Here is a 25,946-nt window from a genome sequence, read left to right on the forward strand (position 1 = left end):
GTTGTCACGTTCACTGTATCGGTTATTGTCTGACAAAAACATTCCTCGCTTTACTAAACTTCTACCCTTTTAGCTATTCCCGTTCATCTTAGATTTATCTTATTCTTTGATACCTGTACTCATCATTTTCCATTGATTAAATAGTTCCACTCCGTCCATCCTTCCAGTAGATTATTCATAAAATTTATCTTTCAAATCGTTCCTTCATTCTTGATTAATCCAAGGTTCAGAAGTAGATAGTTGAGCTTTTAATCATAGTGTTGCAGCTCTATATTTTTGACATTTATATTGGTGCTAGATTCTCTAAATCTTCGTAGCAATCACAGTATTTCTATGTCAGTTTTATAAAGTAGTCTTTCGTTATTCACCATCCTTTTTTTGGGTTTCAGTTGGTGTTAAAATCTTCCATTTATCGGGACATTATGTAGTCATTCACGTTCTCATAGTCCAGGTAAAAAGGTGATCCATCTATGATCTTTTTAAAGCAACTTTTTAGATTTTCGAAACTCGACTTCCCACTAACCGTATGGTCAAAATATGCTGTAATCCTGGCATGAGAATACTCGTCATGAATCGTAATCATGGCATTGGCCATCATCGTATCATCATGCAAAATGATGGCACTCTGATCTCTATATATCCCCAGCTCCACCAGGCTTAAAAAACAGAACATATCTTGGCAAATGATCAACTCTTCCTCTCTTCCTTGAAGGGTCGTGATATCTCGTTCTCCGAACAGAACTCGATCGCCATCTAGGGTAATTACCTCTACGCCTCCTAAATCATTGTAAGTCCCCATAAGAAGTAAATCTTCTATACTCTTGACCCGAAATGGAGTCAAGTAGGAAGAGGCAGAATATCTCGATATACCTCTATCTCGAAGTAGCTCACATTGAGCCAATGTTAGATTCTCGATTGACTCTTCCAGTTCAAAACCCAGAATGTCATCTAAATTAAAATTGTTCATAGTTAATTCTGTTAGCGCAGTCCTTTGCAATGGACTGCAGGTAATAAAACATTAAATAAAAAAGTGAGTACTAGACTCTTTTAGAGCATCTGGCTTGATGGCTCTTGATGCTATTGATTGTCTTCACTTCACCACAGTATTTGCATGTGAGTTGCTTGAGCAATTCATGATATTGCGCTGAGTCTTCTTTGAGTTGTTCTGAGTTGTGCTTGAGTTGCTGGTGTTTGCTCTCAAGTTGTTGATACTTCAACTTGTAATCCTCCTGCAACTTACTTCTCATCTCTCTATTGGCTGTTTCCTTGTATTTAGCAACAAATAAGAAGGCATAGAGGTAATCAATAAGTCCGAAGAACAGACTGATAAAAACATTAAGAAAGTACCAGCTCATTGACTTGCCCTTTGCCTCAAAAACATCAAAGAAGAAAAGTGTCATTATGATTGTAAATACACCAAACAACATAGGGAAACCAACCCAATCATTGTTCTTATACCACTTCGGCAGCAGCTCGCTATTTACTGCTGTTAATAATAATGGCAGCACCATTGAGAACCCCAATGCTGCACTAGCAACCAACTTAAATTCAATGACCATATCATCTGGCAGTGCTCGATAAATCAGTGTACTCGCATGGATAATAAATGCCAAAATCAATGTCAGCATGGGTATCATAACAGCAGCTAATGAGTTTATCCCATTAGCTACTTTTAGTTCGAAAGATTGACCTTTCATAGTTAACCGAACCTAAGATTTTCAAAAAACCGCTCATCTTCATCTCTGTAACCATCAAGCCATTTTTGAGCATACTTAATGTAATATTGCTTGACCTCACCATGAGACTTGATGTTTTTTTTGATGAGACTCAAACAGTAACCTCTCAAACTTTGGTAGTTGTAGAATTTCCTCATATCCAAATCAAAATAATCTCCTCTAGGACTTCTTTTGGAGATGTATAATTGTGAATAGGGGTCCAACCCTTTAGATTTGAGTCTATAAAAATCATTTAGAAAATCTTCAAGATAACTCCTGTATTCAGTATTTGTGGTCCATTCGTGTACGTCCTGATACAACCTAAAAATTGAAACATATTTACCTTTTGTATTTTTCCAAAAATATTCGATATACTCTGCATCGGATCGATCAGGATTGGTTTCATCCAAATATCCTTGCTTATACATTCTTAGAATCATATTTTTTAAAAGATAAACCTTATCCTTTGCTTCTGGCATCCCCACTCGCTTACTATATCCAGGAAACCACTTACCATTTTTGAGGGTGATCTCTTGCCTATACGTGCTCTCAACCGTATCCCAAGGTTGACTTGTAAATCCTGTTCTTGAACTCATTTTGATTTTATTATTTAATAGTTTAGAAAACTTTAATTATTGAAAACACTAGCAAACGCATTAGATTTCTTCGAAATCTTTTGGTAAACGATAACGGAAAACGTTTAAAAAAACAGTGTTATCAATTGGACATAGCTATCCTAAGTCATTTTATTGCACATGACGTTTTTATATATGGTAATACGGATTAATCCTATGTATTTGAAGTGATAATTCTGATTTTGAATTGGGTAGTACCTACCCTGTTTGGCTTATGATTTCCATAGTTTTTATTATTTGGTTAAACAATACACTATGGTTATCTTTGTTTCAGGTTAACGGAGACCATAGTGTTTCCTTAAGAGCAATACTATTGGAGTAGTATTGCTTTTTTATTTTGATATCCCTAGGTGGTTTAAGATCTTGGCATCCCTTCTTGCAGTGCTTCTTAATTTACTTTGGTTATTCTTTATGGCTTCAGATACTAGCCTTTTAAATTCACTTCTTAAAATCATCCATTTACCACCTTTAATGACTTGAACTGCGGCAAGTGATTGCCTTTTACAATAATTGGTTACGGTATCATCATCCAAACCAGTTAATTTAGAAAACTCAGATACAGAATAAAGACCTTCATTGTTAAAGTCTATAAATTCGCGAAATGTATGTTCCATTTGTGAAACCTTTCTTATTAAGCTAGGCAACAAATCATTTTCTACATTTGACATATTAAAAAGATTTAACGTTTAATAATTGATATATTTGAATGTAACAATGCAATTATAAACCTTTTCAAGTTATTTTTAACCTTTATGAGTTATAATTCTTCGGATTTTTCGGAAAGACTAACACAAATCATTGATAATGAATACGGTGGAAATATTAGAAAATTTTCAGAAGACACAAAAATACCGTACACTTCAGCAATTGATTACGCAAAAGGGTTAAAAAAAGACCCTAAAATATCATTCATTTTAAAAATTCGTAACTCTTTAAAGGCTATCAATATCAACTGGTTAATTACTGGCAAGGGTATGCCGTTCCTAGGGTCATTTAGTCTGAAGGGTAAATCTTATTCTTTAGGGAAGCGCGAAGATTACAGAAACGTAAGTACTGACTCATTAAGAGTACAAGACCTAAATAAGTTATTAGACTCCAAGGAAGCTCAAATTCAAACCCTACATGAATTAATAAAAACGAAGGACCAACTAATCGAACAACTATCAAAAAAAAATTAAAAAAAGACAAAGTCACAAACATTTAAATCACATCCCATTTTGTCATCTCTTTAGATCTTAAATCATCAACAATTCTCGCATAAATCTGTGTAGTAGAAATAGAATCGTGTCCCAAAATATCCTGGACTACTGCTGTATCAATACCTAGTTGTTTTGATACTACTCCAAAGGTATGCCTGGAAGAATGAAAACTTAGATACTTTTCAATCTGAGCTATTTTCAATACTTCCCGTAAAGCTTTGTTTCTTCGATCTCCTTTATGAACCAAGCTTTGCTTTAAAGGATTGGCTAATAGTTGCCGAAGTTGACTGGAAACTGGAATTACAACTCTTTTTTTATAACCACTTTTAGACGTGTACACTTCCATTTCACCTCGACGCAAGATTTCTTCAAATGTTTTTTTGTCTTTCACTTGGCGCAAAGACAATTCATAAAGATCTTTTGATCTTAACCCACATAAACAGCCAATCAAATAATAATACAACACACCAGTCAGTCTTTCTGATAAATCTCCTTCATAGTATAAAGCCAATAAATTCTTTAATTCATCCAAAACAAGGTACTTAATCTGATCACTCCCTCTAACTGTTTTAATTCTGAATTCATCAAATGGAGAATGTCTTACCTCTCGTTTTCGCAGAGCAATATTCCAAAACTTTCTTATTGTTGCCAAGTCTTGATAAATACCCTTCTCATTCCTACCTCCTACATTCTTCAAATAGCTTCGATATTCTTCTAAAAATTCGACGGTGATCTCTGCAAAAGATAACCCGGGCGCATACTTTTCAAGATTATTCAAACAATGAGCGTAATTCTTCCAGGTGATTGACGATAACCTCACTTTTTCAATATCCAGTTCATTCCTAGCAAATCCCACAAATCCATTAAAATTCCCCTTCCTTAAAAATCGATCCTTTATCATCTTTAATGTAGGGGTATCATCATCTTTAGAAAAGTCATCAATAACCAATTTTAACTTTACCATTTGATCATCCAATGATGATTGAACTTCTAATGCCTCGCTTGATCTACCAATGCATCTACCTATTTTATTATCAAAAAAATCTGGATGAATTCTTTCCCCAGTATTTATTAATATTTCTCTTTGCTTTGGTGCGCTCAAGGATAAATAAACTGGAGCAGATTTTAAATTTTCCTTATAATCTGAACCTTTGCAGTATGCTTTAACTCTATATCTCATATCTAAATTTCAGTTATATCTACCAAGTCCAATTGAATTGATTTACTCGGAAATCAGATCTACCCAACTCGGAATTCACTCGGAAAAAACATAGGAATTACAGAAAACCACCCTATATAACTGATATAAATTTAGAGGATATAAATAAAAAAACCGCTTAAATCATAAATTTAAGCGGTTTAAGCAGTGGGCCCACCTGGGCTCGAACCAGGGACTTTCTGATTATGAGTCAGAAGGTCTTTCCTTCTCTGTGATAGGGTCCGAAGCGGCTCGGGGATTTCATGGCCAGCCGCCAAGGCATTGTCGATCACAGGATCAAAGTCCACAAACCAACTCTGAAACAGCGCCTGCGCCATCTGCTCCAGGGTCTGGTTCATCTGGCGGTTGAGCTCGATTTTGGCATCCAGATCACCGAGGATTTTGGCGATGGCTTTTTGTTCGGGGAGTGGGGGGAGATTGATTTTGAAAGACTCTATTTGAGAAGGGCTTAGATTTGGTTGACCACTTCCACTTCCTGCCATAAACAAAGCTTCTTGAAACCTAGGCTGGATCAAAACATAATAAAGAAACTCACGATTAAGTTTAATTGGATTTACATCAAATCTACCAACTCGTTGATTCAACAAGCCATATTCATTTTCACAACAAATTAAACGTCCAACTCTACCTACACTTCCAGCACCAGTCATGGCAATAAGAACATCACCATGATTAAGTTTAAACTTTTCAAGTTTTTCTGATACATCCTCTTCTGAAAAACATTGTGAATCCTTTAAAGTAACTGTACTACCTTGTATGTTTTTTATTTTAACAACAGGAACACCTCTTTCTTGAAAGTCATTACTCTTAAAAGCATATCCACCTTGTAGTTTACAATAATCCCCAATTCTAACTTCCTTCCACTCCTCACTCATACCCCAACAGTTTCAAATTCTTCTTTATTTCTGCATCCAGTTGCTCGCCCTGGCTCATCTGTTCTTTGAGCTGCTGGGTCAGCGACTCCATCTTTTCTTCGAAGGGGATGCCATCATCTTCTTCGGCTGCCACACCTACATAGCGACCAGGGGTCAGCACATAGTCGTTGGACTGGATGTCGGTGAGGGTGGCGGTGCGGCAGTAGCCGGGGATGTCTTCATAGGCGCTACGATCCGATGGGGATTGTCGCGCTCCTTCGTCGCTCACAATGACGTTGTTTTTAGATTCTTCGGCTGTTTTGTTTCGCCAGGTGTGGTAGGTGTTGGCGATGTGTTGGATGTCATCGGGGGTCAGTTCTTTGTGGGTACGGTCGGTCATGGTGCCCATGTTGCGTGCATCGATGAAGAGCGTTTCGCCCTTGCGGTCGCGGAAGTGGATGTCGGGGTTTTCCGGATGGGGTCGCTCGCCTTTGTTTTTGGTGATGAACCACAGGCAGACTGGGATCTGCGTGGTGTAGAAGAGCTGCCCGGGCAGGGCGATCATGCAGTCTACCATGTCTTTGTCGATCAGTTGTTTTCTGATCTCGCCCTCACCGGAGGTATTGGAGCTCATGGAGCCATTGGCCAGGACGAAACCTGCCGTGCCGTTTTCGGATAGCTTACTCAGCATGTGCAGGATCCAGGCATAGTTGGCATTGCCTGTAGGAGGCACAGTATAGCCTGCCCATCGGGCATCGTCCTCTAGTTCATTCTTTTCTCTCCACTGGCTTTGGTTAAATGGCGGATTGGCCATGATGTAATCCGCCTTGAGCTCTGGGTGCTGGTCTTTGAAGAAAGTATCGGCTGGCACCTCGCCCAGATTAGCAGAGATCCCACGAATGGCCAGGTTCATTTTGGCCAGCTTGTAGGTCGTAGCGGTGTACTCCTGCCCATAGATGGAGATGTCTTTGGTATTGCCCTGATGGCTCTGCACGAACTTGATCGACTGCACGAACATGCCACCCGATCCACAGGCCGGATCATAGATCTTGCCTTTGTAGGGTTCGAGCATTTCGGCGATCAGATTTACAATCGACTTGGGTGTGTAGAATTCCCCACCGCCTTTGCCCTCTGCTGCTGCGAATCGCCCAAAGAAATACTCATAGATACGCCCTACGATGTCTTCTCCCTCTTCGGAGATGGTCTGTATGTTGTTGACCGTATCGAGCAGTGCAGCCAGCTTGCTCGGATCCATGTTGAGCCGCGAAAAATAGTTGTCCGGTAGGGCGCCTTTCAGGCTGGGGTTATTCTTTTCGATAGTATGGAGGGCGGTATCGATCTTGAGCGCGATATCGTCCTGCTTGGCCTGATCGATGATGTAGCTCCATCGGCTTTCGGCTGGGAGATAAAATATGTTCTTCATGTTGTAGAACTCCTTCATGTCGAGGTACTTTTCTTTGCCTTCACCGATCAGTTCCTGTTTTCGCTCTTCGAACTTGTCGGAGACGAACTTGAGGAAGATCAGTCCCAGTACCACATGTTTGTATTCGGAGGACTCCACCGATCCTCTCAGTTTGTTGGCCGAGTCCCATAGGGATTCTTCCATGGATTTGTTCTTACCTGCCGATGCGGACTTTTTCGTAGCTGCTTTTTTTGCCATTCGCTTGTGTACTAATGCCTTGGGATGATTCAGAAATGTACTTCAGGATAGGACATTCTGAGCCAAGTTTATTATTCTCAAAATGCTGGCTTGAAGTAAAACAATAAAGCAAGCTAAAACAAGATATAAGCGAATTAAGTAGCTTTGATTTCGGGCCTCACGGCCCACCGCCCAAGGCTGCGGTCTTGGGGCTGACCTGGCACAAACGTGCTGGGTCTAAATTTTTAATAGAAGGTGAAGGGAAAAATAGAAACGGTCGCCTGCTGCTGCGCTCAGAGTATTAATCTGCTGCTCGTGTTCCCCGCTTCGGTCCAAATCTACCCATAATACTATCAAGCCTACCCCACAGCAAAAAAATAGCCGCAACCCGATCGAGCTGAGGCCAAACCAACCATTGAGCATAACTCAATTTTTTTATGAAGGTAGAAATAATCAGAATTAATCTAAAACCTCTCAATTCTTATCAGTAGTAGGCCCCGGGCGACCAACGGTACCTCTCGGGAGATCTGGACTATTCTCCGGGAGACTTTGACTCTCTCCCGGGTGACCTTATGGCCGTCCCGGGCCACTTGTAGCCCTTCCCGGGACAATCTGAGGGATCCCCGGGAGAGTTATACCCCTTCCCGGGAGACTTCGGACCCGTCCCGGGACCCGGGAGCAGCCGGATAAAGGCCAATAAACCTACTCCCTGCGCGAATTAGGCCCTGTCCTGCGCCAACCTAACAGCTCCCTGCGGGACTTGGCATGCCTCCTGCGGGACTTCAAAGGCTCCCTGCGCGACCTGGAGGGTTCCCTGCGCGACTTTTGGCCCGTCCTGCGCCAATTTCTACCCTCCCTGCGGCCCTAGCCGTCAGGCAGGGATTAGCATGGGATATAAGGATGAGGTCTAGAATCCAGCGATCTAAGGTCTAAGATCTAATAGAAGTGTAGCCCTGCCAGGGATCGAACCTGGATCAATCGTTTAGGAAACGACTATTCTATCCGTTGAACTACAGGGCCAGAGTGTAACAAATCTAAAAAGCCCGAACTAAATATTCAGGCTTTCTGTGTTTTTTCAATAGACGATTTTAACAAGCACGCCCACCTATTCACTATTAACTCATCATCCTATTAACAATTAGCCTCTATCAGCTGCTTAAGTTGTTCCTTGCCAGCCGTGCCCGAGTGCCTCCACAGGATCTTGCCTTGTTTGAACAGGATCAGGGTCGGGATGCTTTGGATCTGATAGACCTGGGAGGCCTTTTGGTTCTTGTCCACGTCCACTTTGATCACCTTTCCCTTGCCATTGAGTTCGGCAGAAAGCTCCTCCAGCACAGGCGCCATCATCTTGCAAGGCCCGCACCAGTCTGCATAAAAATCCACCAACACCGGTTGGTCACTATTAATCATATCTGCGAATGTTGCCATGTCTTATTCTGTTTTATTGATATACAAAATTGCCCCACAAAGAGTTTCTAAAACGATACAATTGTTACAAACCATAATTCGTCAGGTTTTAAATCCCCCAGCCTCACTTCACCACAATGTTATTAAGTTAAGCCCTCTGCCCTAAATGTTACCCGTCATTCCCCTTACTTGATAGGGGAATCTCACTGCAAGCAGAGCTGGAGATGCCCCGGTCAAGCCGGAGCATGACGCTTAACTTAATAGCATTGCACACCACTGTGCCCCATTCATTTCTTTGATTACTTTCTTCACCGAAACGTCGGACCGCAAGGAAGAAAGTAATGTCAGCGGGCCAGACGAATTATCCAACAACAAAAAAAAAAGCGTCAGCTGAATCTCCTTCTACCAACGCTCCTATTCTTTTATGCTCTCAAGTCTTTAAAACTCCACCGTAGGCGCTTTCTCTGTGCCAGCATCGGATTGGAAATATCCTTTTTCCTGGAATCCAAACATACCCGCCCAGATACGACCTGGAAAGTCCGTCACCAGTACATTGTAGGCCTTTACTGCATCGTTGAAGCGATTGCGTTCCACGGCGATTCTGTTTTCAGTTCCTTCCAACTGTGCCTGTAGCTCGGAGAAGTTTTTGTTCGCCTTCAGGTCAGGATAGCGCTCTACCGATACCAGTAGCTTGGACAAAGCAGAGGACAATTCACCCTGCGCTTGCTGAAACTTCTGAATCGAAGCGGCATTCAGGTTAGAAGCATCGATCGTCGTGCTGGTCGCTTTCGCTCTGGCATTGACTACTGCCTCCAACGTTTCCTTCTCATGATCGGCATAGCCTTTCACCACATTCACCAGATTAGGGATCAAATCTGCCCTGCGCTGATATTGCGATTCTACCTTGGCCCACTGAGCTTTGACACCCTGATCGGCACGGTTCATACTATTGAAAGTACCCTTGATACTGCTGTAGATCAGGAACAATCCTACTACAACTACTCCTATTATGATATACGACTTTTTACTCATGTTTCTATTGATTAGGCAACAAATCTAACTATTTTAGCTGCAATGAAAATCAAGAATATTCAAACTGTTTTTGTCCTGCTGTGTTTCATTTTTTCGCACTTTTTTGTGCACGCAGCAGACGAAGTTCCCGTTCCTGAACTCTCCGGTAGAGTCATAGACCAGACTGCCACCCTCAGCTCTTCGGACATCAGTCACTTCACCAACAAGCTCGCTCAGTTCGAACAAAGAAAAGGCAGTCAGCTAACGGTACTGATCCTACCTACCACTGGACCAGAGACGATCGAGCAGTATGGCATCAAAGTAGCAGAGGCCTGGCAAATCGGTCGCGGGGGAGTCGACGATGGTGTGATCCTAATAGTCGCCAAGCAGGACCGAAAAGTAAGAATAGAAGTAGGCTATGGTCTGGAGGGAGCGATCCCCGATATCTATGCCAAACGCATCATCGACAATATAATCGTGCCCGAGTTCAGAAACGGGCAATTCATCTCAGGGATCGACGAAGGACTGGATGCTCTGATCAAACTAGTAGATGGCGAAGAGCTGCCAGTTGTCACCCAAACGAAAACCAAAAGCAAGCGTCACTCCTTCTCACTAGGCGGGGTATTGATTGCGGCGATCATCATCACGGTCATCAGCAGTCTGTTCAAAAACAAATTTGTAAAAATCGCCATCTCGATTGTATTGGCGATCATCGTGGGCTTCATATTCAGTAGTGCCATCATATCGATAGTGACCTTTGTGATCTCCCTACTCTTTGGCATCAAAGGAGGCCGCGGTGGCGGTGGAGGCGGATACTACGGGGGTGGATACTATGGCAGTAGTGGCGGATTTGGTGGCTTCTCAGGAGGCGGCGGTTTCGGTGGCGGTGGCTTCTCTGGGGGAGGCGGCGGATTTGGCGGAGGCGGTGCTTCCGGTGGCTGGTAAACCCTTTTTTCACACCTTACAATCTCGCAACTATGAATAAGAAATTTACATTTTCAGAAGAAGATAAAAAAGTAGTAAAAGAGGCCATCGAAAGCCTCGAAAACGAATCCTCAGGAGAAATCGTCATCTATTTTGCTCGCTCGAGCGACGACTATTCGGAGGCCAGCTGGAAGCTATCCGCCATACTCGGTGTGGCAGGCTTGGCACTATTGGGCTGCCTGTCCTGGCTATGGATGCTCCCAGAGAATTTCACCCTGCTCAACACCAGCATCTACATCAGTGCATTGATGGCCGCTGGATTCTTGCTACTACTTTTCGTGCCCAAACTCAGGCTGGGCTTCATTCCCGACGAGGTGGTAGCCCATCGCGTGCTCACCAAGGCCCGCGACATGTTCCTGCAAGAGGAAGTATTCACGACGATCGACCGCACGGGCATCCTCATCTACGTGAGTGAACTGGAGCATCAGGTACAGGTGATCGGAGACAAAGGGATCAACCAAAAGATACAACCCAGCGACTGGACCGAAGTGGTAGGTCTGGTAATAGAAGGAATCAAAGGCAATCAAACGGCCAAGGGTCTGGCCAATGCCGTGCTCAAATGCAAAGACCTGCTCCTGGCCAACGGTTTCGTCGTACGACCCGACGATACCAATGAGCTTTCGGATGAGATTAGGATTGAGGAGTAATTCCTGGCTGTCCGCTTAGCGCTGAAAGCAAACCGCTTTCTGCCAATTTCTTGTTGTAGTTTGATTCTACTTTATTTTGTCTTTCCGAAAGGCTAAGCCTTAGTATTATAAGGCCACAAATGCTGAATGACCTAATAGCAAATGATGCTAAAACATTGGTTTTTACAAATACGTCATTGGTACTCTGGAGACCAGCCTACCGGACAGACAGGGATCTAAAGCGATTCACAGATCAAGAAACACAAGTAAAATAAAAGCGCAGCAGTCAGCGTTTAGCACCCTGCGCTTAGCCCCACTAATGCGGCAAATACTTCCTCAACAATCCGTAAAGAAAAGCACCCACCGTAGCGCCTAGGATCACGACTAAAAAGACCGGAGCGCCGTGTCCTGCGATGATAAACATCGGACCCGGACATGCACCTGTCATCGCCCAGCCCATACCAAAGATGCTACCGCCAATCAGGAGGGCTTTGAAGCCATTTTCCTTCGGTTCGATATTCATTTCCATCCCATCCAGTCCACGCAGATGAAAGCGCTTGATCAAAGCAATGGATATCGCCCCGACGATCACTGCCGATCCGATCACTCCATACATATGAAAAGACTCGAAGCGAAACATCTCATAGATTCGAAACCACGAGATCACTTCTGTTTTGCTCAGTACAATACCAAAAAATATTCCTGTAACTAAAAACTTGATAAACTTCATAAGAGACGAAAATTATAGGGTAAGCAAATGAGGAAGGATTAGATGTGTCATCAACAATCCTCCGATAAAAAAACCAATGACGGCTACCAACGAAGGCAGCTCCAGATTGCTAAGGCCCGTGATGGCATGTCCAGAGGTACACCCCCCGGCATAGCGCGTACCGAACCCTACTAGGATACCTCCTCCCAGTAGCATGATCATCCCTTGCAGGGTCATCAGATTGTCCCACGAAAAAATCTCTAGCGGCAGGTAGTCTGCACCAGGATTCGCTATCCCATACTGAATCAGACTCTCCTTAGTACTCTCACTGATCGCTACTGCAGTATCAGGAGTCAAATAAACATGCGATATATACCCACCTATCAAGGTCCCCAGAACGAAGACCAAATTCCAAACGTTTTGCTTCCAGTCGACCCGGAAGTAATCGACCCAGCGACCCGCACCGGCGATGCTACACATCGTCTCCAGGTTGCTCGAGATCCCGAATCGTTTTCCAAAATACATCAGGGCTACTAAAACCCCTGCGATCAACGGCCCACCCACATACCAGGGCCATGGTTGACTTATCCACTCCATCCTTTTTTTATTTATTATACGCAAACTTAGGTATGTACATACAAATAATCCCCGTGAAAAGTTTCACGGGGATCTACCACTTAGTCAACCAAAAATTATTAGATGCTCTGCATCACGCCATTGAGAGACATCCAGCCACCGCCATTGTATGCTTCGATACCGGCAGATTTGGCCTGACTAGTCGCCATTCCGCTGCGCATACCGCTAGCACAGCAAAACACGACAGGCTTACCACTTGCCTTTAATTCTTTCATTTTTGAACCTATAGAATCCAAAGGGATATTTTTCGCTCCATCTACATGTCCTCCCATAAATTCACCCTGCGAACGTACATCCACGATCACAGCGCCGTTTTTTAATGCTTCTATCATCGCTGCTTTTCTTTTTTTACCTATTCCGAATAACTCGAGTAATCCCATGTTTACCTTATTAATTATGTCTACAAAAATACGCGCCTGCACCACGCGAGTTTGTAACAATTGTTACCGGGAGGGGAATGAAACTCAAGATTTTGAGAATCAAGAACCAGGAGAGTTGGAGCCAGGAGTCAATAGTCCGTAGAGTATTATAGCTAGGCGCTATCCGCTTTGCGCTGAACGCTTTATTTTTTGAGGTAAGAAGTCGAAATTCATTAGTCCTTCCTCGGGGAAGGTGCCGAAGGCGGAAGCCTGCCTGACGGTAGTCCGGGGGTTAAATAGTCGGGAGACCAGAGTCGAGAGTCAATACAGCAAACCATAATTAAGAACAATTCCCCCTTTTGCAAAGGGGGCTAGGGGGATTGAAACGATACAGATCAAAAAAACTATAAACCAAGCTCCCCTCGCCCTAATCAACGTCACTCCGACAGAGTAGAACAGGACGTGAGTCCTGAGCTAGGACGAGGCCTGCACGCGGCAGGCGTGATTCTGGTGCTCTGATGGCAGGTAGCCGCCATCAGCACTGCTCTTCGAACCAGAATTCTCCTCACTATCGTTCGTTCGAATTGACGCTGGAGAGGACGACCTTCAGCTCCACAGTATTGTCATCAGGCATATTTGCGACTATCCGAGAGATGGTTTATTGTTGAATCCAAGTCAGCCTTTAGGAGTAGATAGTTTATCTGAAATAGATATGACATATATTGGTCCATATTTACTTACTCATTATTAAAACCACATGAAAAAGATAATTCTTCTTGCATTCATCCTCTCTTTGGGATTTTCAGTAACAGCCCAAGAACAAGATTATACATTTGAGCAACTTGAGGTACAGCCAGAATTTAAAGGAGGAATGAGCGAATTCTTTAAATATATCGCTAAAAATATGCACTATCCAGCTGATGCAAGAAATGAAGGAGTTCAAGGAAAAGTGCTTGTCCAATTTGTGGTAACTAAAACAGGAGAAATCGACGACAACTCAATAGAGGTCAAACAAGGATTATATCCATCTCTAGATGAAGAAGCTATCAGACTAATAAAAGAATGTCCAGATTGGATACCAGGAAGAATAACAAAGAAGGGTGAAGCAGCACCAACTAGACTGGTTATACCAATCCATATTAACCTGAGATAGAATAAAAGTGTTACTCCGCTTGATTACATCTTAAATGAGACTGTAGGATTAAAGCATAATTTACTAGCCATCGTCGATTCGAGTACAAAAAAGATTATCAAAACATGTATCTGAGATTTTACCGTATATTTGAATATGGCAAGAGTAGGTTCAAAATATAAAACCAAACTAATCGATCGGATCAACTCAATCGACAATCGGGAGATTCTGGATGAGGTTAACAGGCTACTAGATGTGGACATGGAGGAATCTGTCTACCATACATCAGAAGAACAAAAAAAAGAGATTGAGACCGCTTCTACAGGGCAAGGAATACCTTCTGATATCGCAGATAAGGAAATGGATGAATGGCTCTCCAAGTAAACTGGTCACCTTTGGCTCAAGACAAGCGAAAGAGCATTCTTGCGTTTTGGATAGAAAACAACGGCGACCATTCATATAGTCTCAAATTCAATTCCCTTTTTAAAGAAGCAACCACACAGCTTTCCAAGTTCCCGTACATTGGACGACCATCAGATATACCAGGCGTTCGAATCAAAATCGTAAGAGATTACCTTCTCTTCTATGAAGACACCAAATTCACCATCGAAATATTGACCATTTGGGACAGCAGGCAGGATCCTACAAATTTGAAGATTGATAGTTAACCTAAAGCGTTTCACAAACAAACTGGACTGTCCCTAAGTCTAAATACTAGCTACTCTATACTAAGTATTATAAAAACAAAAAAAGGCCTGCCGAGCGAACTCAACAAGCCTTTTCATGTAATGCTAATCGCGAGGATTAGTATTCCAAATCTCCTGTCCAGGACATGATCCCGCCTTCGAGATTGTACAGTTCTCCATCGAATCCCATGCCTTCCATCAAGCCACAGGCCTGGCCGCTGCGGTTGCCGCTGCGACAGTAGATGTAGTAGTTTTTCGACTTATCCAGCTTCTCCACTTCCTTAGGAAACTCCGGATTGAAAAAGTCCAGCATGATGGCGCCTTTGATGTATCCTGAGTCCCACTCCTGCTGTGTCCTTACATCCAGTAAGACCGCATTGTCATCCGCTTCAAATTTCTCGGCAAATTCTACTTCATCGATATTCTCGTACATGGTATTTACTTTTGGTTTGATTCTTTTAGCCTCTTACTCATCCAAAGAGCCCAAGGTTTCTTATTCGATCCAAAATTGATCATATAAGTTGTAAAATCAAACACCACTACGAAAGAGGACTGTTGCTTTCAAGGGGATGCTGACCCTATATAGTGTTTCAGTCAAAACAAAGCTCCATTAATCCCCCTTTGAAGCAGGGCTGTTGCATTCTAATTGATTAGTTTGTTTAGAGTCTCAATATCATTGGCTACCAGTCTGGTGGCCTTTGCTATTTGATTCATGCCTTGTTTTCTAAATATATTCATTGCACCATTTTTAAGCGTGGATATAATTGATGGAGCGTTGCCTAATCTGATTTTAGAGGCATCTTCTTTCATCGTTACATCTTTGGTCCAGTGTAGACTGTTTTCAATGTGCCAATGATTCCTTATCCCATAGTTGTATAATAATGCACTTCCATTCTTTATGCTGCTTAAATAATACGCGTTTTCTTCCCTGTAGCGTCCATTGACTTTTACTTCTCTTCTAATTTTGATGCCGTGTTGTGCACCAGTCCATTGTTTTTTTATTTCCTCTGGCAAATTGAACACTGTTACATCTCTATTTTCTATTCTTCCTTTGTTTCTCTCTAGCTGAGAATAATAACCTATAGGCTTTTCTTGGGCACACTTTTCGATGCTCTGGTAGAGTGTCTTTTGATTTTTCTTCACTCCAATTACATAATTATTTCCACTAGCTATAATCACTTCTACCGTTTTTTTTGACAATGAAGAGCATCCATAGTAAAGACCACATCTTTGAGATCCAGCATCTCTATTAATTGACGAACTACAGGTATTTCACTCTCTTTTGAGTTAATGACTTCTCCATTGGCTAATACCATTTTCTGTCTGGAAACGAATACGGTCACTAGATTGATGAAATTCTGATACGACTTTGAATAATCACTCATTGTACCACCGATGGCCTTGCCATCTACACTAAGCCACTCTCCAGACTCTATCGAAACATAGGCTTTACTCCACTGATAGAATTGATGAGAAAAGGAATCAAAATCCAATCCCATCAACACTCTTCGAATAGTATAAAAAGTCGGTAATCTGTCTTGTTTGGGCTGAAAAGTAGACAATAAGTTCTCTCTATTTCTTTCTATAAAATCTCCAATAGCACGATAACCATAGTAGCCGCTCATTACCGACATCAGCACGATGACCAGTACCAATTCCAGAGAATGTCGCTGACCCGCACCACGCCTGTGATCCTTCACTTTTCCTAAATACCAAATGATACTTTCTGATGCCATTTTTAATTTTCAAGTTAATCCATTTTTTAGAATGCAACAGCCCTGCCCTTTGAAGGGGGCTAGGGGGATGTTCAACTTAATAAATTGATTTGTTTTGACTGAAAACTAGTACTATATCAATCCTTCACCCCGGCCTTTTTGAGGATATCCTCCATCAGGCACCACTTAGTCAGCGAGGATTGCATCAGGTTCACTGCTACAAAGCCCACCAAAATAAACCAATAGGTACTGACCATCATTCCCAAAATCAGCCCGGTCAAAACCAATGCCCCGGCGATAAATCTTATGACTCTATTTCTCATCTCTATACTGTTCTTATTACTCCTGTTTCGAATGCATGCACGGGATAAGCCGAGTCATGCGTTTGGTTCCACTCTACCATGGCCTCCATGATGCTATCTGCCTGGCTGTCCTCCACGAACATGAAAAACATCACAGAAAAATCAGTATCGCTTCTGCCCCCAAACCAATTTCCCACATCTACTTTGTGGTGGGCATTTTTATATCCTTCGATATCTACCTTGCTGTACACCTGGATTTGCAATCCGGAAAAGACCTGCGCCAATTCCTCCTCAAAATCCTTGATACTTAATACAATGACCTGTCTCATGATTCTTTATTGTTAGCCGTTTTCTTATTCTTTTCTGTCATATAGTAGATCAGTGGTACGATCAGTAGCGTCAGCACCGTCGATGCGATAGATCCACCCATCAGCGAAATCGCCAAGCCCTGGAAGATCGGATCAAACAGGATCACAAAGGCTCCAATCACCACCGTACCAGCAGTCAACAAAATCGGTGTGGTTCTCACTGCACCTGCCTCGATCACTGCCTGAGCAATCGGCACTCCCTCTGCGGTTCTCAGATTGATGAAGTCAATCAACAGCACCGAGTTTCTCACCATGATCCCTGCCAGTGCGATCATACCGATCATAGAGGTCGCCGTAAAGAAAGCATCCAGCAACCAGTGCCCGACCAAAATCCCGACTAGCGACAGTGGGATAGCCACCATCATCACGATAGGCACTTTGAAGTCCTGGAACCAACCAACTATCAACAGATAGATGATCACCAACACCACTGCAAAGGCACTACCCAGATCGCGGAACACCTCATAAGTGATGTGCCACTCTCCGTCCCACTTGATGCCATAGTCCAGTTCGGTAAATGGCTGTGAAGTATAGTACTCTTTGAAGTCATAGCCTGCTGGCACCTCGATCTCGCTCAAGTGATCCGAAGCACTCAGGATCGCATAGACAGGTGACTCAAGGTTACCCGCTACGTCTGCCACTACATACACCACTCTCTTCTGATTCTTGCGGAAGATGGCCTTGTCTTTGGCTCTTTCGTTGATCGTGACGATATCACCCAGTGCGACCATCTGACCGCCCTGTCCTTGAATCGTCAGCTTCTGGATATCCTCTATCGAAGACCTTTTCTCCTCTCCCACTCTCAGTTGGATCGGAGTAGAAGTCTTCTCTTTTTCATCATGAAGGAAACTCACCGAAGCGCCATTGAGCGCAGTAGAGACAATTCGTAGCACTTTGTCCGAGGAGATCCCCCAGCTCATGGCTTTTCGTTTGTCGACAACCAAATCATAAGTCACCTGGTCGTCTTCTACCATCCAGTCTACATCTACCACATCGTCGGTCTGAGACAGCAGCTGTTTCACCTGTTCGGCGATTTTGATCTGCTCGTCCATGTCCTGGCCATAGATCTCCGCAACGATCGTTGAGATCACGGGAGGTCCCGGTGGCACCTCTACTACCTTGGCATTGGCGCCATAGGTTGCCGCTATTTTTTGCACTTCGGCACGAACGCGCTTGGCGATATCGTGGCTTTGCGTATCTCTGTCTCCTTTGTCGAGCAAGTTTACCTGGATATCTCCGAGGTTCCCTGCCTTGCGTAGGTCATAGTGACGCACCAGTCCATTGAAGTTGATCGGTGCAGCAGTACCTGCATAGCTCTGGTAGCTCACCACCTCTGGTTGTGTCTGGAGATAGGCCGCAATCTCGCGAGTCACTGCAGAGGTCTTCTCCAGAGCCGCACCTTCCGGCATATCGATCACTACCTGAAACTCATTCTTGTTATCGAATGGGAGCATCTTGACAGCCACTAGCTTGAAGTAAACCAATGAGAAAGAAGCCAACATCAACACAGTCACTCCACCGATGAAGCTCCATCTATATTTGGCGTTGTTGATCAAAGGCTGCATCATGTAGTTGTACCCACGATAGATCATGGTTTCTTCCAATACAAATTCCTTGGTTTCTCCCTTGTCGTTTTTCAAGAGATGATAAGCCAAATACGGCGTGATCACCAAAGCCACCAACAATGAAAAGAACATCGCCAAAGAAGCGCCAATCGGCATAGGACTCATATAGGGTCCCATCAGACCAGACACGAAAATCATCGGCAATACTGCCGCGATCACAGTGAATGTCGCCAAAATCGTAGGGTTACCTACCTCGTTGATCGAGGCAATGGCTGCCTGCATAAATGGCTTCTTCTTCATCTTGAAGTGACGGTGCATGTTCTCCGCGATGATGATGGAGTCATCCACCACGATCCCCGTCACGAACACCAGCGCGAAAAGTGTAATTCTATTCAGCGTATAGCCAAAGACATAGTACACAAACAGCGTCAGGGCAAAAGTCACCGGTACGGACAGGAATACGACCAATCCACCTCTCCATCCCATAGACAGCATCACCACGATGGTCACCGCCAAAATCGCAGAACCCAGATGAATCATCAACTCTTGCACCTTGTGTGAAGCAGTTTCACCGTAGTTGCGCACCACTTCATATTCCATATCCGAAGGAATCAAAGTCCCTTCCATCGCCTCTATTTTGTCCAGCACCTTTTGAGCCACCTGCATCGCATCTGCTCCTTTTCGTTTCGCAACAGAGAGCGTAACTGCCGGATGGCTGGCTTTAGAGGCCAAATTTTCACTTCCCGCTCCATAGCCGAAAGCCACATACTCTGATGGCAAAGAAGGACCATCTTTCACCTCCGCTACCTGCTTCAAGTAGATCGGTGCACCATCGACTACACCCACTACCAGGTCAGCCAACTCTTCTGCATTCTTGATGAAGTTGCCTACATGTACCTGATACTCGTAGTTGTTGGACACGAAAGTCCCAGCCTGTCCTTCTTGATTGGCCGATTGAATGAAGTGTGCAATCTGATCGGTATCCAAACCATATGAAGCCAACAACTGTGGATCTAAAACCACCTGAACCTGTCTGCTACGTCCACCGTAGAGCTTGACACTCGATACGTCATCTACATTTTCGATCTCCGCAGACAACTCTTCGATCACTCTGCGCAAATCATAATCGCCATACTCCTCACCAAAGAAGGTTACACCCAGCATCGGTACATCATCGATCGATCGTGTTTTGATCAGTGGAGGAGTCACGCCTCTCGGCATCTGATCCATATGCTTTTGGATCTCGTTGTAGAGCTTGACAATACTGCGCTCTATGTCTTCACCTACCAGATAGCGAACCACCAAAAAGGCCTGGCCTTCCATCGACTGAGAGTAGACATATTCTACTCCATGTATATCGGCTATCAAAGCCTCCAGAGGTGCCACGATTCTCGACTCGACCTCTTCGCTGCTGGCTCCAGGGTATTGCAAGAATATATCTGCAATCGGCACGTCTATCTGTGGTTCTTCCTCTTTAGGAGTCAAAACCGCACTGTATATCCCGACCGCCACAAAGGCGATCATGAGCAATGGCGTCAGTTTAGAATTGATAAACTGTTTCGCCAGATTTCCTGCTACTCCACTCATAGTGATGCTGTATTTATCTTCAGACCTTCAACCATTTTGCCTTCGGAAGAAACAACCACCTGATCGCCTGCTTCTAATCCCGACAATACCAAATACTGATCATCATACGCTCTTCCCAATCTGACCCATCTCAACATGGCTTCACCACGCTGGCTCACAGCATACACCCCTACCAACTGGCCTTTTCTCACCAAGGCAGATTCTGGCAACCAAATTTGCTCTTCAGTAGATCGGTACACTTTTCCATCGGCATGCATGCCCGGTCTCACCTTGGTATCCGCATCGATCAATCTTGCACTGATCTGAAATTGAGCACCGGAATAAACCGTAGAGGGAATGATACGATCCACGACACTTATGTAAGTCTGATCCGCCAGACTATTGAAGCCTACCTCTACTGTATCGCCTTCGCTGAAGTAGGTGATTTCGGTCTCTGGTACCATCAGCTCTACCTTCAGCTGCTGCATTGACTCCAGTGCCAACAATGGCTGCCCTGGAGAAGCCAGATCTCCTTCATTCTTGAATTTTTGAGATACAAAACCGCTGATTGGCGCACGAAGATTGGCGTAAGTTCTCAATTCATTGATCTCGTCAATGCTTCTTCTTGCCGCCTCTTCTTGCGCCTTGGCTGCAGTAAAGCCCGTGCTGATGTCGTCCCATTCTTTCTGTGTGGCACTACCCTGCTCGAACAACACTTTGATTCGCTCATGGTTCTTTTCGATGTTTTTGCGATTGGCCTCCGCCTGACTTAGGCCTGCCTGGGCTGCTGCTAATTTAGAATCCAGGTCCTTGCTGGCTATCTGAACTAGCAGTTCTCCTTTAGATACTTTCTGCCCTTCCTTTACAAAAACACGCTTGACCTGTCCCAGCAATTTGGTACTGATCACAGTTTGATCTTCAGCTACCACCAATCCAGCATAGCTCAATTCTTTCTTTCCTGCTTGCTTCTCAATCTTTAGCACTTCCGCATTGATACTTTCAGAAGTGGCCTCATTTGCTACGGTATTCGAGCAGGCTCCTAGGCCCAATAGCATAGATCCGAGTGCAAGGGCTGGCAAAATGTTTTTATATGATTTCATTACTTGTTTCATTTCTTATTGTGTGATTATGTCATTCATAGATTTAGATTCGATCTCAAAGAGCAACTGCAGATACTGATGCGTCGCTTGCAGTTCCCTCAACTGCTTGCTGAGATAGAGTGATTCGTTTCTTAATAGGTCGGCTGTTTTTTCCAATCCCTGAGCATAGCGATCCTTCACGATCTCATTCAATGCTTTGGACTGAGCGGTGCTTTTCTGTGCCAGTTCCAGTTGTGATTGAGCCAGCGCAAAGGCATTTTGCAATTCGATCCAGTTGTGCTGCGCATCGTTGACCATCGCCTCATATTGCATCTGCGCATATTCCTTTTCGTAGCGCGCACTTTGGACAGAGCCCAGATTCTTTCCTCCCTGGAACAAATCCCACTTGAGCTGCACACCTACCGTGTAGTTGTCTGCCTGATTGCCAAACATCTGCGTGTCGTGTAGATCGTAGGACCCGAAGGCATTCACTCTTGGGAGAAAAGCACTTTTCTTAGAATTGTGATTCACAGCCGCAGATTCTGCTTGCATTTTGGCCGCCTGTAGATCCGGTCTGCTTTCCCAAAATGCCAAATCTGAACCATTCATCTTCAACATCGGAATCGACTCTGTGGGCACCAATCGAACGCCAGCAGGTCTGCCCATCAGGTGTAGCAATTGCTGCTGCAACTTCGCCAGGTCGTTGTCCGCCTCCAGTAGACTGCTTTGCATTTGCAGTACTCTCAATTCCGCCTGCATTCTATCTGCATCGTTGATCATGCCCTGATCATACAGATCTTGCGTTACTTTGAGATCCTCCTCTGCAGAAGTCAGTGACTGTCTCACTACCTCACCTCTCTGCTCTGCCAATATCAAACCGTAGTACATGCTCTTGGCATGGATCATCAACTGACTGGTCAACCATTCCTTGTTCTTGTTCAATGACTCATATTGAAGCTGTGCTGCTTTCTTAGCATATATGCCATCCAGATTAAAAATCGGCTGCTGTACCTGTATGCTCGTATTGAAGTTGTCGATGCGATCAGGATCGTTGAGCAAGTCAGGATTGAAATCCACCTGCTCGATGCTCTCCTGTCTCAGTTTGATTCCGAAAGCCATCATGGGATCCGTAGTAGTCATGTAATTTTCCTGCAGACTCACTGATGGCAAGAACGAGGCATTGGCCTGCATGCTTCTGCCTTTGGCTATTCCCTGCTGAGCTTCTAGCTTTCGGATATCCCAGTTCTGGTTCAAAACTTCCTTTTTAACCTCCTCCAGGCTGTATTTGAGCGTGTCCTGCCCGAAAGACGGCCCTATCATTAAGATCATGAGGAGAGCGGTGTATACATATTTATTAATATGTATATATGTTGTTTTTTTCATATGTTTAATTAAATTTTTTTAGATATCACATTTAGACATACAGTTGATCACTGTTAGGACCTCCTCCAACTTGATGCTGTAGTAGATACTCTTGCCTTCTCTTTGGCTCGAGACGATCCCTTTCAGCTTCATGTTGTTAAGATGATGAGAGATCAAAGACTGTTCTACTTCACATTTTTCGCAGATGTCGTTGACACTCATCGATCCGTACTTAGATAGATAACTGATGATTTTGAGACGTACTGGATGACCAATCGTCTTCAAGATGAAAGCCACCTTTTCGAACTTTTCGTCATCCAGTACTAAATTTATTCTTTCTGTTTCTTCCATGGAAGATTCTTTTATTTCAAAGTAGTCGGACAAACATAGTCTGTCTTCTTGATACCCGTTTGCTGGATGGCTTTGAACCCACCTGAGATATCCGCAATATTATGATATCCTCGCGACTTTAGGATAGAAGAAGCGATCACCGAACGATAACCACTCGCACAGTGGATATAGTATTTTTCCTTCTTATCCAGCTCCTCCATGTGATCATTGATGTAATCCAACGGAAAAGTCATCGCGCCATCTACGTGCTCCGAGGTGTATTCTCCGGGCTTACGCACATCCAGCACAGTCATTTTCTCAGTACCAATCTTTGATTCCAGATCATCGGCGGTTACCGACTCGATGCTGTCTGTTTCTTTGCCGGCTTCTTTCCAGGCTTTCATTCCTCCTTCTAGATAGCCCAAAGTGTTGTCATATCCCACACGTGACAGTCTGGTCACTACTTCTTCTTCTCTTCCTTCGTCCGACACGAAAATAATCGGCTGCTTCAAATCCACGATCAAAGCACCCACCCATGGAGCAAAGCTTCCGTCGATCCCTATGAATATAGAATTAGGAATGTGCTCCTCTACAAAGGCTTCTTTGCTACGCGTATCCAGTACCATAGCTCCTTCATGATTGGCCATTGCTTCGAATGTCTCCACATCCAGGGCCACCTGACCTTTTTCCATCACATGATCGATGCTATCATAACCTGATTTGTTCATCATCGCATTTTTAGCGAAGTACTGAGGCGCTGGCAAAATACCGGAAGTCACTTCAGTGATAAACTCCTCTCTAGTCATATCCGCTCTCAAGGCGTAATTCACTTCTTTCTGATGACCTAAAGTATCCCAGGTCTCCTTGGACATATTCTTACCACAAGCAGATCCTGCTCCATGTGCTGGATAGACAATCACATCGTCAGGTAGCGTCATGATTTTGTTTCTCAAACTGCTGTAAAGATGCCCCGCCAAATCCTCTCGGGTCAAATCTGTTTTCACCGCCAAGTCAGGACGTCCGACATCTCCGATAAATAGAGTGTCACCTGAAAAGATCGCATGCTCTTTCCCATCCTCATCGATCAGTAAGTATGTACTGCTCTCCATCGTGTGACCTGGCGTATGCAAAAGTTTGATTTGTACATCTCCTAATGGAAACACCTCTCCATCTACTCCTATATGGCTATCATAACCTGTTTCAGCGTTAGGACCATAGACGATTTGTCCACCGGTCTTTTTGGCCAGGTCCACATGACCCGACACAAAATCCGCATGGAAGTGGGTTTCGAAAATGTATTTGATTTTGGCTTGATCCTGTTCAGCCTTTTTGATATATGGCTCAACCTCTCTTAATGGATCTATAATGGCTGCTTCGCCTTTGCTTTCTATGTAGTAAGCTCCCTGCGCCAAACAACCTGTATATATCTGTTCTATCTTCATGAGTTAATGCTTTTATACTCGATCAGTTTTACATTCATACCACAAATGTACGATCGTGATCATCCTGGGATTGTAACAATAGTTACTTAGCGTATAAAGTTAAAAGTAAAAAGGGGAAAGTTGGTGATTATTGGCTGTTGTGGCTATTTGCTTTTGGCTAGGTCAAGCCAAAAGACTTGCTAAATGATTCCAAGAATCTAGCTTCTAACATCTAGAAATCTTAAATCACATATTTAGACTCTGGTCTAACGTCTATTTATAAGTCTTGAATCTTGGTTCTAAAAGTCTAGTATCTAGAATCTAACCCAAAAACTCTTTCATCAAGACATTGATCTTACCGAACTCGGTAAGGAAGCCATCGTGACCATAGAGTGAATGGATTTCTCTGTAAGTAACATTAGGGATGTGCGAGGCGATCCACTGCTGCTCGTCAGCTGCAAATAACAAATCCGAGTCAATAGAAATCTGCAAAACATCTGCCTGGATCATACCCAGTGCTTTCTCAACTCCACCTCGGTCTCTTCCAATATCATGCGAATCCATTGCCTTGGTCAAAAGCCATAGCAAATAGGCTTGAAATTTTCGATCGATCAATTTCTTGCCCTGGTACCTTATATAAGAGTCCGCTCTGAAGTCATCCACCTGAGGTTCCGCATCAGCTTGCGTTTTATTGAAGATGGTATGATTACGGTAAGAAAGCATACCAATCGCTCGAGCAGCTGCTACTCCATGCTCACCAGCTCTCATGTGCGATTCTTTCCAGGTAGGATCAGCTTCGATCGCTACACGCTGTGAACTATGCACCGCGATTCTCCATGGTGATTCCTTCGGACCGGTTACTACCAGTATCAGTTTTTCAAAAAACTCTGGTTCCTGTACAGCCCACTCATATGCCTGAAAGCCCCCCATCGATCCTCCCAGACCAATAGCCACTTTTTTGATCCCCAGATGATCACGAAGCAGCTTGTGCGCATGCACCATGTCTCTGATAGTATAGAGTGGAAAGTCTGAATAGTATGGTTCCCCAGTTTCAGGATTGGTCGTCAGTGGACTCGTCGTACCATAGGGAGACCCCAAAATATTGGCACAAACGATGAAATATTTTTCTGGGCTCAGGGCCGACTCAGGCGTCAGTATATCGCCCCACCAATCAGCCAAATTGGAGTTGGCTGTCAAGGCATGAAAAACCCAAACCACATTGTCTTTGGCTTCATTCAATTCACCCCAGGTGTGATAGGCAATTTGCAATTCGGGCAATTCACCTCCACGCTCTAGCGCAAAGCCACCACCAATCTTCAGTATTTCAGGATTTTCACTCATAATTTTAGCGACCGCAAACCTAATAAATGTATGATAATAGTCACCGCCCTAACTTCAATTTCAGGGAAGAAAAAGCCATATTTGCA

The 25,946-nt window shown here is 43.8% G+C and carries 27 protein-coding genes, 1 tRNA gene and 1 pseudogene; 6 read left to right on the forward strand and 23 right to left on the reverse strand.

Annotated elements, in window-relative coordinates:
• Positions 1-409: 409 nt before the first annotated feature.
• The 4 genes from N7U62_RS12490 to N7U62_RS12505 all read right to left on the reverse strand — a co-directional run bounded on the left by N7U62_RS12490 (position 410) and on the right by N7U62_RS12505 (position 3,018).
• Entirely contained in the window at positions 410-967 is a 558-nt protein-coding gene (locus N7U62_RS12490) for a hypothetical protein (RefSeq protein ID WP_264138313.1), read from the reverse strand.
• Positions 968-1,037: 70 nt separating this feature from the next.
• Positions 1,038-1,697 (reverse strand): hypothetical protein, encoded by a 660-nt coding sequence (locus tag N7U62_RS12495; RefSeq protein WP_264138314.1) that lies wholly within the window; start codon positions 1,695-1,697, stop codon positions 1,038-1,040.
• Between the two features lie 2 nt (positions 1,698-1,699).
• Positions 1,700-2,311, reverse strand: coding sequence for a hypothetical protein (locus tag N7U62_RS12500; protein WP_264138315.1), 612 nt, complete (start codon positions 2,309-2,311; stop codon positions 1,700-1,702).
• A 371-nt stretch (positions 2,312-2,682) separates the two neighbouring features.
• Positions 2,683-3,018, reverse strand: a complete 336-nt coding sequence (locus N7U62_RS12505; protein WP_264138316.1) for a helix-turn-helix domain-containing protein — start codon at positions 3,016-3,018, stop codon at positions 2,683-2,685.
• 84 nt (positions 3,019-3,102) lie between these two features.
• Between N7U62_RS12505 and N7U62_RS12510 the strand changes: the two genes are divergently transcribed.
• Positions 3,103-3,528 (forward strand): hypothetical protein, encoded by a 426-nt coding sequence (locus tag N7U62_RS12510; RefSeq protein WP_264138317.1) that lies wholly within the window; start codon positions 3,103-3,105, stop codon positions 3,526-3,528.
• 22 nt (positions 3,529-3,550) lie between these two features.
• On the opposite strand, the gene N7U62_RS12515 is transcribed toward N7U62_RS12510, so the two are convergent.
• The 6 genes from N7U62_RS12515 to N7U62_RS12540 all read right to left on the reverse strand — a co-directional run bounded on the left by N7U62_RS12515 (position 3,551) and on the right by N7U62_RS12540 (position 9,700).
• Positions 3,551-4,729, reverse strand: a complete 1,179-nt coding sequence (locus N7U62_RS12515) for a tyrosine-type recombinase/integrase (RefSeq protein WP_264138318.1) — start codon at positions 4,727-4,729, stop codon at positions 3,551-3,553.
• A gap of 179 nt (positions 4,730-4,908) precedes the next feature.
• Positions 4,909-5,643, reverse strand: a complete 735-nt coding sequence (locus N7U62_RS12520) for a restriction endonuclease subunit S (RefSeq protein ID WP_264138319.1) — start codon at positions 5,641-5,643, stop codon at positions 4,909-4,911.
• On the reverse strand, positions 5,636-7,282 hold the full coding sequence (locus N7U62_RS12525; protein ID WP_264138320.1) for a type I restriction-modification system subunit M: 1,647 nt from the start codon (positions 7,280-7,282) through the stop codon (positions 5,636-5,638). The genes N7U62_RS12520 and N7U62_RS12525 overlap by 8 nt, the downstream gene beginning before the upstream one ends.
• A 927-nt stretch (positions 7,283-8,209) precedes the next feature.
• Positions 8,210-8,281 (reverse strand) — tRNA-Arg (locus N7U62_RS12530).
• Between the two features lie 111 nt (positions 8,282-8,392).
• Positions 8,393-8,689: a thioredoxin gene (gene trxA / locus N7U62_RS12535; RefSeq protein ID WP_264138321.1), complete on the reverse strand. Its 297-nt coding sequence runs from the start codon at positions 8,687-8,689 to the stop codon at positions 8,393-8,395.
• A 417-nt stretch (positions 8,690-9,106) separates the two neighbouring features.
• A complete protein-coding gene (locus N7U62_RS12540; protein ID WP_264138322.1) occupies positions 9,107-9,700 on the reverse strand; it encodes a LemA family protein in 594 nt (197 codons plus the stop codon).
• 42 nt (positions 9,701-9,742) lie between these two features.
• On the opposite strand from N7U62_RS12540, the gene N7U62_RS12545 reads away from it, so the two are divergent.
• Together N7U62_RS12545 and N7U62_RS12550 are read left to right on the forward strand one after the other, a co-directional pair.
• Positions 9,743-10,624, forward strand: coding sequence for a TPM domain-containing protein (locus N7U62_RS12545; protein ID WP_264138323.1), 882 nt, complete (start codon positions 9,743-9,745; stop codon positions 10,622-10,624).
• Positions 10,625-10,656: 32 nt separating this feature from the next.
• Positions 10,657-11,310 carry a TPM domain-containing protein gene (locus N7U62_RS12550; RefSeq protein ID WP_264138324.1) on the forward strand — a complete coding sequence of 218 codons (654 nt, stop codon included), beginning with the start codon at positions 10,657-10,659 and terminating at the stop codon, positions 11,308-11,310.
• A 295-nt stretch (positions 11,311-11,605) separates the two neighbouring features.
• Here the strand turns inward: N7U62_RS12550 and N7U62_RS12555 are convergent, their stop codons facing one another.
• From N7U62_RS12555 to N7U62_RS12565, 3 genes are all read right to left on the reverse strand, one after another.
• A complete protein-coding gene (locus N7U62_RS12555) occupies positions 11,606-12,019 on the reverse strand; it encodes a DUF6691 family protein (RefSeq protein WP_264138325.1) in 414 nt (137 codons plus the stop codon).
• Positions 12,020-12,031: 12 nt separating this feature from the next.
• A complete protein-coding gene (locus N7U62_RS12560; RefSeq protein WP_264138326.1) occupies positions 12,032-12,595 on the reverse strand; it encodes a YeeE/YedE family protein in 564 nt (187 codons plus the stop codon).
• A 98-nt stretch (positions 12,596-12,693) separates the two neighbouring features.
• Positions 12,694-13,014 (reverse strand): rhodanese-like domain-containing protein, encoded by a 321-nt coding sequence (locus N7U62_RS12565; RefSeq protein ID WP_264138327.1) that lies wholly within the window; start codon positions 13,012-13,014, stop codon positions 12,694-12,696.
• 736 nt (positions 13,015-13,750) lie between these two features.
• Between N7U62_RS12565 and N7U62_RS12570 the strand changes: the two genes are divergently transcribed.
• From N7U62_RS12570 to N7U62_RS12580, 3 genes are all read left to right on the forward strand, one after another.
• Entirely contained in the window at positions 13,751-14,146 is a 396-nt protein-coding gene (locus N7U62_RS12570) for an energy transducer TonB (protein ID WP_264138328.1), read from the forward strand.
• A gap of 135 nt (positions 14,147-14,281) precedes the next feature.
• A complete protein-coding gene (locus tag N7U62_RS12575) occupies positions 14,282-14,509 on the forward strand; it encodes a hypothetical protein (protein WP_264138329.1) in 228 nt (75 codons plus the stop codon).
• Positions 14,494-14,793, forward strand: coding sequence for a type II toxin-antitoxin system RelE/ParE family toxin (locus N7U62_RS12580; protein WP_264138330.1), 300 nt, complete (start codon positions 14,494-14,496; stop codon positions 14,791-14,793). Before N7U62_RS12575 ends, N7U62_RS12580 begins: the two co-directional genes overlap by 16 nt.
• Positions 14,794-14,929: 136 nt before the next feature.
• On the opposite strand, the gene N7U62_RS12585 is transcribed toward N7U62_RS12580, so the two are convergent.
• The 10 genes and pseudogenes from N7U62_RS12585 to N7U62_RS12635 all read right to left on the reverse strand — a co-directional run bounded on the left by N7U62_RS12585 (position 14,930) and on the right by N7U62_RS12635 (position 25,860).
• Positions 14,930-15,244 (reverse strand): rhodanese-like domain-containing protein, encoded by a 315-nt coding sequence (locus tag N7U62_RS12585; protein ID WP_264138331.1) that lies wholly within the window; start codon positions 15,242-15,244, stop codon positions 14,930-14,932.
• A gap of 209 nt (positions 15,245-15,453) precedes the next feature.
• Positions 15,454-16,547, reverse strand: a pseudogene (locus N7U62_RS23235) (ISAs1 family transposase).
• 116 nt (positions 16,548-16,663) lie between these two features.
• The gene (locus N7U62_RS12600; protein ID WP_264138332.1) at positions 16,664-16,849 is read right to left on the reverse strand and encodes a YgaP family membrane protein; all 186 of its coding nucleotides are present in this window, start codon (positions 16,847-16,849) and stop codon (positions 16,664-16,666) included.
• A 2-nt stretch (positions 16,850-16,851) separates the two neighbouring features.
• On the reverse strand, positions 16,852-17,157 hold the full coding sequence (locus N7U62_RS12605; protein WP_264138333.1) for a hypothetical protein: 306 nt from the start codon (positions 17,155-17,157) through the stop codon (positions 16,852-16,854).
• Positions 17,154-20,348 (reverse strand): efflux RND transporter permease subunit, encoded by a 3,195-nt coding sequence (locus tag N7U62_RS12610; protein ID WP_264138334.1) that lies wholly within the window; start codon positions 20,346-20,348, stop codon positions 17,154-17,156. The genes N7U62_RS12605 and N7U62_RS12610 overlap by 4 nt, the downstream gene beginning before the upstream one ends.
• Positions 20,345-21,427 carry an efflux RND transporter periplasmic adaptor subunit gene (locus N7U62_RS12615; protein ID WP_264138335.1) on the reverse strand — a complete coding sequence of 361 codons (1,083 nt, stop codon included), beginning with the start codon at positions 21,425-21,427 and terminating at the stop codon, positions 20,345-20,347. The genes N7U62_RS12610 and N7U62_RS12615 overlap by 4 nt, the downstream gene beginning before the upstream one ends.
• Positions 21,428-21,442: 15 nt before the next feature.
• Complete coding sequence (locus N7U62_RS12620) at positions 21,443-22,789, reverse strand: TolC family protein (RefSeq protein ID WP_264138336.1); 1,347 nt, start codon at positions 22,787-22,789, stop codon at positions 21,443-21,445.
• A gap of 18 nt (positions 22,790-22,807) precedes the next feature.
• Complete coding sequence (locus tag N7U62_RS12625) at positions 22,808-23,119, reverse strand: ArsR/SmtB family transcription factor (protein WP_264138337.1); 312 nt, start codon at positions 23,117-23,119, stop codon at positions 22,808-22,810.
• 11 nt (positions 23,120-23,130) lie between these two features.
• A complete protein-coding gene (locus tag N7U62_RS12630) occupies positions 23,131-24,540 on the reverse strand; it encodes an MBL fold metallo-hydrolase (protein ID WP_264138338.1) in 1,410 nt (469 codons plus the stop codon).
• 300 nt (positions 24,541-24,840) lie between these two features.
• Positions 24,841-25,860, reverse strand: a complete 1,020-nt coding sequence (locus N7U62_RS12635) for a homoserine O-acetyltransferase family protein (protein ID WP_264138339.1) — start codon at positions 25,858-25,860, stop codon at positions 24,841-24,843.
• Positions 25,861-25,946: the final 86 nt, after the last annotated feature.

Source organism: Reichenbachiella ulvae, assembly GCF_025833875.1.
GTDB classification, from domain to species: Bacteria; Bacteroidota; Bacteroidia; order Cytophagales; family Cyclobacteriaceae; genus Reichenbachiella; species Reichenbachiella ulvae.

Excerpts from the sequence above, each read along its gene's own strand:
- N7U62_RS12490 (WP_264138313.1), bottom strand. The coding sequence starts at position 967 with ATGAACAATTTTAATTTAGATGACATTCTGGGTTTTGAACTGGAAGAG.
- N7U62_RS12495 (WP_264138314.1), bottom strand. The coding sequence starts at position 1,697 with ATGAAAGGTCAATCTTTCGAACTAAAAGTAGCTAATGGGATAAACTCA.
- N7U62_RS12500 (WP_264138315.1), bottom strand. The coding sequence starts at position 2,311 with ATGAGTTCAAGAACAGGATTTACAAGTCAACCTTGGGATACGGTTGAG.
- N7U62_RS12505 (WP_264138316.1), bottom strand. The coding sequence starts at position 3,018 with ATGTCAAATGTAGAAAATGATTTGTTGCCTAGCTTAATAAGAAAGGTT.
- N7U62_RS12510 (WP_264138317.1), top strand. The coding sequence starts at position 3,103 with ATGAGTTATAATTCTTCGGATTTTTCGGAAAGACTAACACAAATCATT.
- N7U62_RS12515 (WP_264138318.1), bottom strand. The coding sequence starts at position 4,729 with ATGAGATATAGAGTTAAAGCATACTGCAAAGGTTCAGATTATAAGGAA.
- N7U62_RS12520 (WP_264138319.1), bottom strand. The coding sequence starts at position 5,643 with ATGAGTGAGGAGTGGAAGGAAGTTAGAATTGGGGATTATTGTAAACTA.
- N7U62_RS12525 (WP_264138320.1), bottom strand. The coding sequence starts at position 7,282 with ATGGCAAAAAAAGCAGCTACGAAAAAGTCCGCATCGGCAGGTAAGAAC.
- trxA (WP_264138321.1), bottom strand. The coding sequence starts at position 8,689 with ATGGCAACATTCGCAGATATGATTAATAGTGACCAACCGGTGTTGGTG.
- N7U62_RS12540 (WP_264138322.1), bottom strand. The coding sequence starts at position 9,700 with ATGAGTAAAAAGTCGTATATCATAATAGGAGTAGTTGTAGTAGGATTG.
- N7U62_RS12545 (WP_264138323.1), top strand. The coding sequence starts at position 9,743 with ATGAAAATCAAGAATATTCAAACTGTTTTTGTCCTGCTGTGTTTCATT.
- N7U62_RS12550 (WP_264138324.1), top strand. The coding sequence starts at position 10,657 with ATGAATAAGAAATTTACATTTTCAGAAGAAGATAAAAAAGTAGTAAAA.
- N7U62_RS12555 (WP_264138325.1), bottom strand. The coding sequence starts at position 12,019 with ATGAAGTTTATCAAGTTTTTAGTTACAGGAATATTTTTTGGTATTGTA.
- N7U62_RS12560 (WP_264138326.1), bottom strand. The coding sequence starts at position 12,595 with ATGGAGTGGATAAGTCAACCATGGCCCTGGTATGTGGGTGGGCCGTTG.
- N7U62_RS12565 (WP_264138327.1), bottom strand. The coding sequence starts at position 13,014 with ATGGGATTACTCGAGTTATTCGGAATAGGTAAAAAAAGAAAAGCAGCG.
- N7U62_RS12570 (WP_264138328.1), top strand. The coding sequence starts at position 13,751 with ATGAAAAAGATAATTCTTCTTGCATTCATCCTCTCTTTGGGATTTTCA.
- N7U62_RS12575 (WP_264138329.1), top strand. The coding sequence starts at position 14,282 with ATGGCAAGAGTAGGTTCAAAATATAAAACCAAACTAATCGATCGGATC.
- N7U62_RS12580 (WP_264138330.1), top strand. The coding sequence starts at position 14,494 with ATGGCTCTCCAAGTAAACTGGTCACCTTTGGCTCAAGACAAGCGAAAG.
- N7U62_RS12585 (WP_264138331.1), bottom strand. The coding sequence starts at position 15,244 with ATGTACGAGAATATCGATGAAGTAGAATTTGCCGAGAAATTTGAAGCG.
- N7U62_RS12600 (WP_264138332.1), bottom strand. The coding sequence starts at position 16,849 with ATGAGAAATAGAGTCATAAGATTTATCGCCGGGGCATTGGTTTTGACC.
- N7U62_RS12605 (WP_264138333.1), bottom strand. The coding sequence starts at position 17,157 with ATGAGACAGGTCATTGTATTAAGTATCAAGGATTTTGAGGAGGAATTG.
- N7U62_RS12610 (WP_264138334.1), bottom strand. The coding sequence starts at position 20,348 with ATGAGTGGAGTAGCAGGAAATCTGGCGAAACAGTTTATCAATTCTAAA.
- N7U62_RS12615 (WP_264138335.1), bottom strand. The coding sequence starts at position 21,427 with ATGAAATCATATAAAAACATTTTGCCAGCCCTTGCACTCGGATCTATG.
- N7U62_RS12620 (WP_264138336.1), bottom strand. The coding sequence starts at position 22,789 with ATGAAAAAAACAACATATATACATATTAATAAATATGTATACACCGCT.
- N7U62_RS12625 (WP_264138337.1), bottom strand. The coding sequence starts at position 23,119 with ATGGAAGAAACAGAAAGAATAAATTTAGTACTGGATGACGAAAAGTTC.
- N7U62_RS12630 (WP_264138338.1), bottom strand. The coding sequence starts at position 24,540 with ATGAAGATAGAACAGATATATACAGGTTGTTTGGCGCAGGGAGCTTAC.
- N7U62_RS12635 (WP_264138339.1), bottom strand. The coding sequence starts at position 25,860 with ATGAGTGAAAATCCTGAAATACTGAAGATTGGTGGTGGCTTTGCGCTA.